Below are 13,076 nucleotides of genomic sequence, written 5' to 3' on the forward strand. Positions count from 1 at the left end.
ATGCTTGCCATGCTGATTCGTTGGTCGGTGTCCAACCGCTTCCTGATTCTCCTGGCCACGGTCTTCTCGGTGGCCTGGGGCGTCTGGTCCGTCAAGCAGACCCCGGTGGATGCCCTTCCGGATCTCTCCGACGTCCAGGTCATCATCCGCACCCCGTTCCCCGGGCAGGCTCCCCAGATCGTCGAGAATCAGGTGACCTACCCTCTGGCCACCACCATGCTGTCGGTGCCCGGCGCCAAGACGGTGCGCGGCTTCTCCTTCTACGGGGACAGCTACATCTATGTCTTGTTTGAGGACGATGCCGATCTCTACTGGGCGCGCTCTCGGGTCCTTGAGTACCTCAACCAGGCCCAGGGGAAGCTGCCTGACGGGGCGGTGCCGACGCTCGGACCGGACGCGACCGGCGTGGGCTGGGTCTATCAATATGCTCTTGTCGATCGCACCGGCAAACATGACCTGGCGCAGCTGCGCTCCCTGCAGGACTGGTTCCTGAACTACGAACTGAAGAACCTCCCCAACGTGGCCGAAGTCGCCACGGTAGGCGGGATGGTCAAGCAGTATCAGGTCGTCCTCGATCCGGTACGGATGGCCAATCTCGGCATCCCTCAGCAGGTGGTTACCCAGGCTATCAAGAACGCCAACCAGGAGGCCGGCGGTAGCGTCCTGGAGATGGCGGAAGCCGAGTACATGGTCCGGGCCTCGGGCTACCTGGAAAGCCTGCAGGACTTCCGTGACATCCCCCTGCGTCTGGATGGCGACGGCGTCCCGATCACGCTGGGGGACATCGCGCATATCCAGATCGGGCCCGAGATGCGCCGCGGCATCGCGGAGCTGGACGGGGAAGGCGAGGTGGTCGGTGGCGTTGTCGTGCTTCGCAGCGGGAAGAACGCTCGCGAGACCATCAGGCTCGTCAAGGAGCGGCTCGATGAGCTCCAGGGGAGTCTCCCGGAAGGGGTGGAGGTCGTCACCACCTACGACCGCAGCCAGGTCATCGACAGGGGGGTGAGCAACCTCACGCAAAAGCTGGTGGAGGAGTTCATCGTGGTGGGGCTGGTGTGCCTGCTCTTCCTGTGGCACTTCCGCTCCTCGCTGGTCGTCATCATGACGCTGCCCATCGGGGTGCTGATCTCCTTCGTGATCATGCAGCAGCAGGGGATCAACGCCAACATCATGTCGCTGGGCGGTATCGCCATCGCCATCGGGGCCATGGTCGATGCGGCCATTGTCATGATCGAGAACGCGCACAAGCACATCGAACGGTGGCACGAGAGGCATCCGGGCAAGACGCTGAAGGGGGCCGAACATTGGCAGGTCATTACCCAGGCCTCCATCGAGGTGGGGCCGGCGCTGTTCTTCAGCCTGCTGATCATCACGCTCTCGTTCATTCCGGTGTTTACCCTGGAAGCCCAGGAGGGACGCCTGTTCGGCCCCCTGGCCTTCACCAAGACCTATGCGATGGCCGCGGCGGCGGGCCTCTCCGTCACCCTGGTGCCGGTGCTGATGGGCTACTGGATTCGCGGCAAGATCCCGTCCGAGTCCCGCAACCCACTGAACCGAGGGCTGGCTCGCATCTATCGTCCTGCCCTGGACGGGGTCCTGCGGTGGCCGAAGACCACCGTGGCAGTGGCCATGATGATGTTTCTCTCCAGCCTGTGGCCTGCCACGCAGCTGGGGGGCGAGTTCCTCCCGCCAATGGATGAAGGAGATCTGCTCTACATGCCCACGGCGCTGCCCGGGCTGTCGGCACAGAAGGCCTCGGAGCTGCTGCAGCAGACGGATCGCATGATCAAGTCGGTCCCCGAGGTCCACCGGGTATTCGGCAAGGCGGGCCGCGCCAACACGGCCACCGACCCGGCGCCGCTGGTGATGTTCGAGACGACGATCCAGTTCAAGCCCAGGGATCAGTGGCGTCCCGGCATGACCCCGGAAAAGCTGGTGGAGGAGCTGGATGCCGCGGTACAGGTTCCCGGCCTCGCCAACATGTGGATTCCGCCGATCCGCAATCGTATCGACATGCTGGCGACCGGCGTGAAGAGTCCCATCGGTGTGCGAGTCTCGGGAAGCGACCTGACGGCCATCGACGAGATCACCCAGGAGATCGAGCGCATTGCCCGCGATGTCCCGGGGGTCAACTCGGCCACCGCGGAACGTCTTGCCGGCGGGCGCTACATCGACGTCGATATCAAGCGATCCGCGGCGGCGCGGTATGGCCTCAACATTGCCGACATCCAGGCCGTGGTGGCAGGCGCGATTGGCGGAAAGACGGTCGGGGAGACGGTAGAGGGGCTCGCCCGCTACCCGATCAACCTCCGCTATGGTCGTGAGTGGCGTGACAGCCTGTCGGATCTGCATAACCTGCCGATCTATACGCCCCAGGGCAGCCAGATCACGCTGGGCACGGTTGCCGACATTCATGTGGAGAGCGGCCCGCCGATGCTCAAGAGCGAGAACGCCAGGCTGTCGGGGCTGGTCTTCGTCGACGTGCGTGGTCGTGATGTGGCCTCCGTCGCCAACGAGCTGAGGGCGACGCTGGGTCAGAAGCTCTCGCTGCCCGCGGGGATGAGTGTCAGCTACGCCGGCCAGTTCGAGTACATGGAGCGGGCCAATGAACGGCTGCAGCTGGTGATCCCCGTCACGCTGATGATCATCCTGGTACTGCTGTACCTGACCTTCCGCAGCGTCACTGACGCCTTGCTGATCATGGCCATGCTGCCCTTCGCGCTGACCGGCGGGGTCTGGTTCCTGTATCTCCTCGGCTACAACCTCTCGGTGGCCACCGGGGTCGGGTTCATTGCCCTGGCCGGGGTCGCTGCGGAGTTTGGCGTCATCATGCTGCTCTACCTGAAGAACGCCTGGCATGAGCGGCTGGCCTCTGGGCATGGCGGCGAGGCCGGCCTGCTGGAGGCCATCCGCACAGGCGCCGTCCAGCGGGTGCGCCCCAAGGTGATGACCGTCGCCGTGCTGATTGCCGGTCTGGTTCCGATCCTGTGGGGCAGCGGAACCGGCAGTGAAATCATGAGCCGGATCGCCGCCCCGATGATCGGCGGCATGGTGACGGCGCCGCTGCTTTCCCTCTTCGTCATGCCGGCAGCCTACCTGCTGATGCACCGACGCCAACTGCGTGCAAGCGCAACCCACCGCAACACCCTCGAAACCTCGAAAGGAGTCAACGCATGAAAACCCTGCTTCTCGCCTCAGCTATCGCACTGGTGTCGCTCTCCGCCCAGGCCAACGAAATGACCGGCCACGGCTCCCAGGAGCAGATGGCGGACATGGGGCATGACCAGGCTCAGGAACAGCAGCTGACGACGGCCACCGGCGAGGTCCGCAAGTTGGATCGCGACAAGGGGGTGGCCATCATCGCGCATGAACCGGTCCCGGCGCTTGGCTGGCCGGCGATGGTCATGCCGTTCAAGATGTCGGAAGAGGCCATGGCCAGCCTGGCAGAGGGCGACACCATCACCTTCGATTTCTCGCCGGACAACACCACAATTCAAGCGATTCATTGACCGGATGGACCCCAGCGGTGGACGGCGGCAAAGAACCGTCTGCATGGGGTGGCGCGTGATGAGAATGGCCTGGCGGCCGGATATCTCGGTTGCCAGGGAAACAAGCCACCTGAAATGTGGCTGAACTCAAAGCAGCTTGACCTTGAGGCGGCACTCAGGTTTTAAGCTTATAACGCAATCTTGTCCTATTCCCTGTGGCAGGGAATAGATTCTGCCATCGGAAAGTCGAGGAGAGGGGATATGATCAAGCACAAGCAGGTACTCGCAGTTGCATTGGCCGCTGGTCTTGGTATTGCCGCCAGCGTCACCGCCTCTGCACAGGGCATGCAGCAGGGCGGTATGGGGCCCGGCATGATGGGCTACGGCCAGGGAGGCATGGGGCCCGGCATGATGGGCTACGGCCAGGGAGGCATGGGGCCCGGCATGATGGGCTACGGCCAGGGAGGCATGGGGCCCGGCATGATGGGTCACGGCCAGGGAGGCATGGGGCCCGGCATGATGGGCTACGGCCAGGGAGGCATGGGGCACGGCATGATGGGCTACGGCCAGGGAGGCATGGGGCCCGGCATGATGGGCTACGGCCAGGGAGGCATGGGGCACGGCATGATGGGCTACGGCCAGAGCGGCATGGGCCCGGGCATGATGCCCTGTCCATTGATGGCGAAGGGCATGAGTATGATGCAGCAACTTTCGCCCGATCAGCGTAGCCAGATGCGTGAGCTGATGCAGCAACAACGCCCTGCCCATTTCGAGCGCATGGGGAAGATGATGGACTTGCGCATGGAACTGATGGAAGTGATGCATGCCGAGTCCCCTGACCCCGAGCAGGTCAAGACTCTGCATGGCCAAATGGGTGAGCTTCGCGGCGAGATGATGGCCGAGATGGTGCGGATGCGCAGCCGCATGCTCGACCTGCTCACCGATGAGCAGCGTGAGCAGTTGCATCAGGGGGCTGCTTCTCCCGAAAGCACGCAGTGAATCGTCCCTCTTACATGCATAACAGCCCGCTGTATGGATGTCACTGACGCGACTCGGCCCCAGTCCGCTGATGCGCGTCAGTGACTCAATGCTGGGCCACGGACGGCCCTCGATGATGTCGTCGGCACGGGCTGGGCCGTCAGTGGGGAGTGCTTCCAGTCGCTCGGCCGAGTCGCTGTTAAGGTCGATGCAGCGAGCGCCTTTGCAAGACAAAGGATCAGCGCTCGACGTGGGGGCATGCCCGGGAGTGCAGAAATTGGTGAGTGAGCTGTTCACCCTCTAATTCATCGCATTTTGTGTTTGAGACCAGCGTACTAGCTAGGTGCTGCTGATGAAGTCAGCCCAGTCCTGCATCATCGCCCTCCGCTTCTCGAATAGGTCACCGCGGCGATAGGCCGCTTCCACTTTGTTTTCAATGGTGTGAGCGAGAGCCATCTCTGCGACGTCGCGGGGATAGCTGGTGACTTCGCCCGTCCAGTCGCGAAAGCTCGAGCGGAAGCCGTGGGGTACGTAGTCGCCACGTTCGCTGCCGACACCGTACCCCATGCCGCGCATCAGCTGCAGCATGGCCATATTGGAGAGAGGGCGACCATAGCGAGCGCCGGGGAATACGTGTGTATTGCCTTGTACCTTCGGCAGCTGGGCCAACAGCTCCACCGCTTGCCGTGACAGCGGCACACGGTGTTCGCGGCGTGCCTTCATCCGGTCAGCTGGGATCGTCCAGGTTTCATTGTTGAGGTCGATCTCCAGCCAATCAGCGCGCAGGACCTCTGAAGTGCGCGTAGCTGTGAAGATCAGGAATTGCAGTGCCTTGGAGGAGATGCTGGTATAGCCCTGAAGCTCTGACATGAAGGCAGCGACATCATCGTAGGGCATGGCGGGGTGGTGGGTCACTTTCTTGACCCTTGCCGGCTTGGCCAGCAGCTTGTCGAGGTGGCCACGCCAGCGGGCAGGATTTACGGGGTCTCGGTAGCTGTGCGCTGCGGCGTAGTCGAGAACGTTCTCAATACGGCCTTGCACACGCTTGGCTGTCTCGGTTTTGTTGGTCCAGATCGGCGACAGGATCTTTAGGACGTCCTGGGTGGTGACCTCATCCACTGGCATGGAACCGATCACCGGTCGGGCATACGCCTTGAGCGTGCTGACCCACTGCCGCGCGTGCTTGGCGTTCCGCCAGCTACGGCGGTGAGATTTGATGTAGCGAGCGGCACAGCTGGTGAAGGTGGGAGTCGTCTCGTCTGCTTGTTCTTCCTCTACCTTGGCCTCAAGGGGGTCAACGCCCTCCTTGACGAGACTACGGTTTTTTCCGGCACGAGCACGCGCTTCAGAAAGGCTGACGTCCAAATAGCTACCAAGGCCCATGTCGCGAAGCTTGCCATTTCGCCGGAACCGATAGATCCAGCTAGCTCCCCCTTTCTTGCCGATCTTGAGGTACAGGCCTTCGCCATCGTTGGTCAATCCGGGCTTGGCCTCCCTGACCAGTTTCTGTACCCCGCGTGTGGTGAGCTTTCCCATGGCAGCCTCCTCGTTGCTTGAGAAGCAGCGTACCATACCTGAGCCCATACTCCAGCCCATACTTTGATTCTGCAATCGGCGATACAGCTTCGGATGTCTCTGGACGAAAAAGCCAAAAAAATATATATAAAACAGTTAGTAAAAGTTTGAAGATAGACTTCCCTGTATTTTAATCAAGCGGACTCCCCCTCCGCCAAGAATTTTGAAAAAGCCGCTGATTTCAGAGCGGCTTTTTCTTTTTGTATGTCCTGCCAACCCACACTTTGACCCACACCTGGTGCCTGGTTCCATCGGCCCCTACAGGACATCTTTGAGCGGCCACTCTCGCCGAGCTCTTGGGCATCCCGAAGCCTCCTTCCCCTAGAATTGATCATCTGCATACTCACACATGACAGCAGAGGAACTCTGGACTTACCGGGGTGTCCGCACCACATCATGCCATCGAGGAGGAGTGGAGCAAGCTGGGGGGAGGTATCTATCCTCTTCTGTAGCTTTTAGGCTACAATGCTTCCGATGATGGAGCTCACACACTATCTCACCGCCGACGGCCACGATCCCTTCCAAGCCTGGCTGGATGCCATAAAGGTCAAGGACCGCCAGGCAGCCATGCGCGTGCTGACTCGCCTCAACCGCCTGGCCGCCGGCAATGCCGGCGACACCAAGGCCGTTGGTAATGGGGTGCTGGAGCTGCGGATCGACTATGGCCCTGGCTACCGGGTGTATTACACCAAAGTGGGCAGGCGCCTTGTGATGCTGCTAATTGGTGGGACCAAGAAGCGCCAGCAGGCGGACATCGAGCAGGCCAAGGCGTTTCTGGCCGACCACCGAAGGAGAGCCCGGATATGAAGCGCCACGACGATGCTGTGATTGAGATGCTGCGCGATGACCCTGACATGGCGCTCGACTACCTGCGTACCGCTTTCGACGAGCTGGACGAGGAGGGGGGAGAGTCTGCCTTCCTGCTGGCGCTGCGCCATGTGGTGGAAGCCCAGGGCGGGATGGCTGCAGTAGCAGAGCGCGCCAAGGTTTCACGTGAAAGCCTGTACCGAGCGCTGTCGCCCAAGGGAAACCCGACGCTGCGCACCATGACTGCCGTGATCAAGGCGACCGGCATCCACTTCCACGACCTGATGCGGCATGCATCCTGACCCCTATCGTAGGCCAGGCCCCGCAACGCAAGCCTCTGCCGACCGCACAACAGGCCGTCGCGTCTAACCGCCTAGTTGTGTGGTCCCGCGAAGAAGGGATTCGTTAGGTCGACCATTACTGCGCGGGCCCAAACAGGCTTTCTTGCTGGCAAAGTAACGGCCGAAGCCAACTGTTGCATGACCTCGGTTCATTATTGGTCAGATGACATCGCTCAGCTGTCTTTAGGTTTTACGTGCCCGAGCCAGTTCCTGCATGGCGACACGGGCGAGAAACCCGGAGCGTGTCTTGTCGCCCGGGTTATGGTCCACGAAGTCATCGATCTGTTTGACCAGAAGGTCGGGCAGCGTGACGTTGATCTTGTGGCTCTTGCCCAGATACGGGGTCACGTCGATATCGACCACCGCCCAGATCCAGCCCGCATAGTCGGGGTTGTCGATGTGGCTCTCGACCGTCTGCGCCTGGGGAATGGGGTCGCCGTGTTCGACCGCGACCTCGAGCCAGCCCTCGATGGCTTCGCGCACGTTGGCCAGCGCTTCCTCGAAGGTGTCGCCGGCCGAGAAGCAGCCGGGCAGGTCGGGAACGGCAACGCCATAAGCGTGTTCGTCGTCGCCACGCTCGATCGCGATGGGGAATAACATGGGTCGATCTCCGTCAGTGACTGGGGCAGCAGGGTCCGGCCTCATTCGAGGCTGGCGCTTTTTCTGATTCCCCTGACCAGCCCCGTTTTCAGATCCTTCTTGGGATGAGGCACCGTGACGGTGCCGGGCTTGGTGGGGTGTCTGAAGTGGTGATGGCTGCCGGTGACTCTGACCAGCTCCCAGCCGTCCCGCTTCAGTTCCTTGATCAGTGTTCTGCTGTCCACCTCCTGCCCCTTGCCGTCGATTTTGGAGTTATAATAACTCCATTACAGCGAGTGCGCCAAGATTTTATAACCCCAGTAACTCCGTGTTGTGTATTGAATCGGTTCATGGGCCATCCGATCTTGCCCAGCAACAGTGGACACCTGGTTAAGGGGGGGCTCTGAAAAGAGGTGTCCACTGGCAAGGCAAGCCACATCGACGAACAGACCCGCACCCGCTGTTCCAGAACGATAAGGATGAAGTCCGAGAGATCGCTTACATCGGTGTCCACGATGGCTGGGTAGGATCCGCTTCCGGCTTGATCCCGAACCAGCGCGAATCGTGAGGATTGCCCGGGTCAGCTCAACCCGTTTCCATCAGATGCTTCACCTCCTGATAAGCGGCCAGCCCCCAGGGTCCCAGTTCACGGCCGATGCCGCTGCGCTTGACGCCGCCCCACGCGGCTTGTGGCGGGGCGATCTGGTCGGTGTTGATCCACACGTTGCCGGCTTCCAGGCGGCGGGCGACCCGGGCGGCGCGCTCGGGGTCGCCGCCCACCACGCTGGCCGCGAGCCCGAAATCGCTGTCGTTGGCCAACGCGACCGCCTCGGCGTCGTCGGCCACCTGGCGGGCGCAGAGCACCGGGCCGAAGATCTCCTCCCGCCATAGCCGGCTGTGGGGGGGTATGTCCCGGTACAGCGTCGGGGCGATGAAGTAGCCGTGCTCGGGAAGATCGCGATGGCGAGCGTCGCGCAGCGCCGTCAGGCCCTCGTCGCGAGCGACGGCCAGATAAGCCGCGACCCGTTCGCGCTGACGCCGGTTCACCTGCGGGCCCTGGGTCGTGGCGGGGTCCAGCGGGTCGCCGAGCACCAGGGCGTCGATGCGTCTTGTCAGGGCGGCGTAGAGCGGCTCGGCAATCGCCTGGTGGACCAGCAGCCGCGAGGTGGCGGAGCAGACCTGGCCGGCATTGAAGAAAAGCCCGTTCATCACCCGCTCCGCGGCCTGCTCGGGGTCGGCATCGTCGAGGACCAGGATCGGCGACTTGCCGCCGAGTTCCAGGGAGACGTTGCGCGTGCCTTTGGCGGCGGCGCGCATCACCGCTTCACCGGCGGGATTGCTGCCGGTGAAGGAGAGCTTGTCGATGCCGGGGTGCCGGCTCAGCGGAATACCCACGCCGTCGGCATCGCCGTTGATCAGGTTGAGTACCCCACGGGGCAGCTCGATGGCGGCGGCGATCTCGGCGATCGCCTGCTCGGGCAGCGGCGCCACCTCGGAGGGCTTGAAGACCACCGTGCAACCGGCGGCCAGCGCCGGTGCCAGCTTCCAGGCGCTGGTCACCAGCGGGAAGTTCCAGGGGGTGACCAGGGCCGCCACGCCGACGGGGTCGCGATAGCAGCGCGCTCGGACAGCGTCGTTGTCGAGAGTCACGCTGGCGCCCTGGCGGGCGTCCAGCTCGCGTGCCTGGACGGCATAGTAGCGGTAGCAGGCCACGGCGTCGTCGATGTCGAAGGCGGCTTCGGCGAGCGGCTTGCCGCCGTTGCGAGCGATCAGCGGCATCAGCGCGCCACGGCGCCCTGCGAGATCGTCGGCCAGCCGGTCGAGCCAGGCGCCCCGTTCGTCTCCCGGGCGGTCCCGCCAGTCGGGCAGGGCGCGCCGCGCCGCCGCGACGGCGGCATCCACGTCCTTGGCATCGCCGGTGGTGACGCGGCCCAGCGGTACCTCGTGGTAGGGGTCGACGATCGTCAGGGTCCGGGTGGCTCGGCTGGCCACCCAGCGGCCATCGATGAATTGATGCAGGGAATCGGGCATGTCGGGCTCCGTGGGTCAGCCGGGCAGCAGGCGTCGGCGGCGGGGAGCCGCCGGCCGCGCCCCGGGGAAGCGGTGTTCGACGACACGCATCACGCCGGTGAGGATCAGCGTCAGGGCGATGTAGATGCCGGCGATCAGCAGCAACGGTTCGTAGACCAGGAAGGTCTCGTCGCGCACCAGGTTGGCGGCCTTGAGCAGATCCATCATGGCGATGGTCGAGACCAGCGGTACCGACTTGAGCAGCAGGATCGCCTCGCCGGTCAGCGTCGGCAGGCACAACTGGATGGCGCGCGGCAGCCACAGGCGGTGAAGGACCTGCCAACGGCTCAGGCCGAAGGCACGACCCGCGGCCAGCTCGCCGTCGGGCACGCTGAGCAGGGCGCCGCGAAGTACCTCGCCGGTGTAGGCGCCGACGCTGATGGTGAAGGTCAGGGCACCGTAGAAGAACGGATCGCGCAGCAGTGGCCAGATCAGGCTGTCGCGCACCCCGGGGATCTCGGGCAGCAGGCGGCCGACGCCGTCGTAGAAGAAGAACAGCTGGACCAGCAGCGGCGTGCCGCGAATCACCGTGGTGAAACCGCGCACCGCCATCGCCAGTGGACGGGGTCCCCGGATCTGCGCCAGGGCCAGGGCGATGGCCAGCGCCAGGCCGAGCGTGCCGGAGACCGTCACCAGCCACAGGGTGTTGACGAAACCCGTCCACAGGTACTGCTGATAGAACGGATCGGTGAGCCAGGAAAAGTTCATCGACGCATCTCCTAGAGACCGGGCTGGCCACGCCGCACGTAGCGTTCGGCCCGGGCGAACAGGGCGTTGGAGCCCAGCGTCATCACCAGATAGAGCGCCCCGGCGATGGCGTAGAACAGGAAGTAGTCACGCGTGCTGGCCGCTGCCTGCTGGGCGGTGAAGAACAGCTCCTCGAAACCCACCACGCTGATCAGGGCGGTATCCTTGACCAGGATCAGCCACAGATTGGACAGCCCCGGCAGCGCGTTGGGCAGCATGGCGGGCACCGCGATGCGATGGAACCGCGTCCAGCGGGAGAAGCCGTAGGCATCGGCGGCCTCGAGCTGGCCTCGGGGGATGGCCAGGATGGCGCCGCGGAACACCTCGGTCATGTAAGCGCCCTGGACGAAGGCCAGCACGCCCACCGCGCAGACGAAACCGCCGATCTCGACGTGGGCGTCGTCGCCGAGGGCGGATAGCACGGCGTTGAGCGCCTGGGTGCCGGCGTAATAGAGCAGGATGATCAGCAGCAGTTCGGGAATGGCACGTACCAGCGTGGAGTACACGGTACCCAGGGCGCGCAGGGGCGGCCAGGTACTGAGTCGCGCGCCGGCACCGACAAGACCCAGCCCCAGGCCGATGGCGTAGGCCAGCAGGGCGATCTCGACGGTCATTAGGGCGCCGTGCAGGATCGGCGCCGCCCAGTCGAGCGGCCCGGCGTTCGGAGGATTGGACATGATGGCAGCCTCGGTCGATGAAGGGAGGCCCGCCGCCGGGCGGGCCGGGAGCCGGGGCGTTCGCCCGGCGGTCGCCTTCAGTCGCTGCAGATGTCGGTGCCGAAGTACTTCTGCGAGAGCGAGGCGCACTGGCCATCCTGCATGACACTGGCGATCGCCGCATTGAGCTTGTCGCGCAGCGTGTCATCGTCCTGGCGCAGGCCGATGCCCACGCCGTCGCCGAAGGTCGGGTCGTGGGGCGCGGTGGCGCGGATCTCGTAATCCTGCGCCTCGTCACGCTTGACGAACTCGGTCATGGCGATCTTGTCGGCGAGGATGGCATCGACGCGGCCGGCGAGCAGGTCGCGATTGGCCTGTTCCTGACGGTCGTAGATCTTCAGTTCGACGCCGGTATCGGCCAGCTTGCGCCGGGCGAAGGTGGCATTGGTGGTCGAGCCCTGCACGCCGAGGATCTTGCCGTCGAGCCCCTCGGGAATCTGCAGGTCGTTACCCTTGGCGGTGACGTAGGCCGCGGGGGTGTAGTAGTAGGGGTCTGTGAAGTCGATGACTCGCTTGCGCTTGTCGGTGATCGACAGCGAATTCATGATCATGTCGATCTTGCCGCTGTCGAGCGCCGGGAAGATGCCGCTCCAGCCGGTGGGCGCGATCTCGCAGTCGGCCTGCATCTGCGCGCACAGGGCCTGGCCGAGCTCCACTTCGAAGCCGGTCCAGCCACCGTCGGCGTTCTTGTAGGTGAACGGCGGGTAGGGCTCTGCCGAGATGCCGATCCTGAGCGGTTCCTCGGCCAGGGCGGCGGTGGCGGAAAGGATCAGCGCGGCGGCGCCGGCAGTGTGGGTCAGGGTCTGGATCAGAGTCTTGGTCGTCATGATGTTTCCCATCGTTGTTGTGACGGACCGTCGCGGGTCCGTGTCGCTTGCAGGGTGTGACCGGCATTGCCCGGGTCAGGCCACGCTGGTGACGAATTGCCGGCAGCGCTCGCTGGCGGCGTTCTCGAAAACCTCGCTGGGGGTGCCGGTCTCCTCGATGAGCCCCTGGTGAAGGAACACCACCTGGTGAGAGACGTCGCGGGCGAAACGCATCTCGTGGGTGACCAGCAGCATCGTGCGGCCCTCCTCGGCGAGGCCCCGGATCACGCTCAGCACTTCGCTGACCAGTTCCGGGTCGAGCGCCGAGGTCGGCTCGTCGAACAGCAGCACGCGCGGTTCCATGGCCAGCGCCCGGGCGATCGCCACGCGCTGCTGCTGGCCGCCGGAGAGGTAGGCGGGATACTGGTCGCGCTTGTCGGCCAGGCCGACGCGGTCCAGGTAGTGTTCGCCGATCGCCACGGCCTCGCGTCGGCGCAGTCCGCGAACGCGCATCGGTGCCTCGATGACGTTGCCGAGCACGGTGAGGTGGGGCCACAGGTTGAACTGCTGGAAGACCATGCTCACCCGGGCCCGCAGGCGCTGGAGCTGGCGACGGTCGAGGCCGATGTTGTGGCCGTCGGCGTCGTGGCGGAAGCGGATGGCTTCCCCGGCGATGGCCAGCTCGCCGCGGTCGGGGCGCTCGAGCAGGTTCATGCAGCGCAGCAGGGTGCTCTTGCCGGAGCCGCTGGAACCGATGATCGAGACCACCTTGCCCTCGGCCACGCCCAGCGAGATGTCGTCGAGGACCGTCAGGTCGCCGTAGCGCTTGACCAGGTGGCGGGCCTCGATGGCCAGATTGTCGTTGTCGATGTGATCAGTCATGAACGGTAGCGGGGGTGGAGTGTCGAGCTAGCCATACCCCTCCTGTTGCCGGTGAAAAGATCGCGGCCCGGTGGCTGTCGCCGCCCG

The 13,076-nt window shown here is 64.1% G+C and carries 13 protein-coding genes; 5 read left to right on the top strand and 8 right to left on the bottom strand.

Translation table 11 applies throughout. The features are described 5' to 3' along the window. The 3 genes from KGR00_RS04635 to KGR00_RS04645 all read left to right on the top strand — a co-directional run bounded on the left by KGR00_RS04635 (position 1) and on the right by KGR00_RS04645 (position 4,487). Positions 1-3,177, top strand: a complete 3,177-nt coding sequence (locus KGR00_RS04635; protein ID WP_129140139.1) for an efflux RND transporter permease subunit — start codon at positions 1-3, stop codon at positions 3,175-3,177. After that, positions 3,174-3,509, top strand: a complete 336-nt coding sequence (locus tag KGR00_RS04640) for a copper-binding protein (RefSeq protein ID WP_129140138.1) — start codon at positions 3,174-3,176, stop codon at positions 3,507-3,509. Before KGR00_RS04635 ends, KGR00_RS04640 begins: the two co-directional genes overlap by 4 nt. A gap of 240 nt (positions 3,510-3,749) precedes the next feature. After that, complete coding sequence (locus KGR00_RS04645; RefSeq protein ID WP_224424162.1) at positions 3,750-4,487, top strand: Spy/CpxP family protein refolding chaperone; 738 nt, start codon at positions 3,750-3,752, stop codon at positions 4,485-4,487. A gap of 318 nt (positions 4,488-4,805) precedes the next feature. On the opposite strand, the gene KGR00_RS04650 is transcribed toward KGR00_RS04645, so the two are convergent. Next, positions 4,806-6,002, bottom strand: coding sequence for a site-specific integrase (locus tag KGR00_RS04650; RefSeq protein ID WP_129140136.1), 1,197 nt, complete (start codon positions 6,000-6,002; stop codon positions 4,806-4,808). Positions 6,003-6,515: 513 nt separating this feature from the next. On the opposite strand from KGR00_RS04650, the gene KGR00_RS04655 reads away from it, so the two are divergent. Both KGR00_RS04655 and KGR00_RS04660 read left to right on the top strand, forming a co-directional pair. Continuing rightward, positions 6,516-6,848, top strand: a complete 333-nt coding sequence (locus KGR00_RS04655; protein ID WP_224417468.1) for a type II toxin-antitoxin system RelE/ParE family toxin — start codon at positions 6,516-6,518, stop codon at positions 6,846-6,848. After that, a complete protein-coding gene (locus tag KGR00_RS04660) occupies positions 6,845-7,150 on the top strand; it encodes an addiction module antidote protein (protein ID WP_224417467.1) in 306 nt (101 codons plus the stop codon). Before KGR00_RS04655 ends, KGR00_RS04660 begins: the two co-directional genes overlap by 4 nt. Positions 7,151-7,372: 222 nt before the next feature. Here KGR00_RS04660 and KGR00_RS04665 read toward each other — a convergent pair whose 3' ends face one another. The 7 genes from KGR00_RS04665 to KGR00_RS04695 form a co-directional block, all read right to left on the bottom strand. After that, positions 7,373-7,789 (bottom strand): type II toxin-antitoxin system HicB family antitoxin, encoded by a 417-nt coding sequence (locus KGR00_RS04665; RefSeq protein WP_224417466.1) that lies wholly within the window; start codon positions 7,787-7,789, stop codon positions 7,373-7,375. 41 nt (positions 7,790-7,830) lie between these two features. After that, complete coding sequence (locus KGR00_RS04670; RefSeq protein ID WP_224417465.1) at positions 7,831-8,013, bottom strand: type II toxin-antitoxin system HicA family toxin; 183 nt, start codon at positions 8,011-8,013, stop codon at positions 7,831-7,833. A 340-nt stretch (positions 8,014-8,353) separates the two neighbouring features. Further along, positions 8,354-9,799: an aldehyde dehydrogenase family protein gene (locus tag KGR00_RS04675; protein ID WP_224417464.1), complete on the bottom strand. Its 1,446-nt coding sequence runs from the start codon at positions 9,797-9,799 to the stop codon at positions 8,354-8,356. A 15-nt stretch (positions 9,800-9,814) separates the two neighbouring features. Further along, a complete protein-coding gene (locus tag KGR00_RS04680; RefSeq protein ID WP_224417463.1) occupies positions 9,815-10,546 on the bottom strand; it encodes an ABC transporter permease subunit in 732 nt (243 codons plus the stop codon). Between the two features lie 11 nt (positions 10,547-10,557). Then, positions 10,558-11,262, bottom strand: a complete 705-nt coding sequence (locus KGR00_RS04685; protein ID WP_129140130.1) for an ABC transporter permease subunit — start codon at positions 11,260-11,262, stop codon at positions 10,558-10,560. A 77-nt stretch (positions 11,263-11,339) separates the two neighbouring features. Further along, positions 11,340-12,128 carry a transporter substrate-binding domain-containing protein gene (locus KGR00_RS04690; RefSeq protein ID WP_224417462.1) on the bottom strand — a complete coding sequence of 263 codons (789 nt, stop codon included), beginning with the start codon at positions 12,126-12,128 and terminating at the stop codon, positions 11,340-11,342. Positions 12,129-12,203: 75 nt separating this feature from the next. After that, entirely contained in the window at positions 12,204-12,989 is a 786-nt protein-coding gene (locus KGR00_RS04695) for an amino acid ABC transporter ATP-binding protein (protein ID WP_129140128.1), read from the bottom strand. Between the last annotated feature and the right edge of the window lie 87 nt (positions 12,990-13,076).

Source organism: Modicisalibacter sp. MOD 31.J (assembly GCF_020147985.1).
Classification (GTDB): Bacteria; Pseudomonadota; Gammaproteobacteria; order Pseudomonadales; family Halomonadaceae; genus Modicisalibacter; species Modicisalibacter coralii.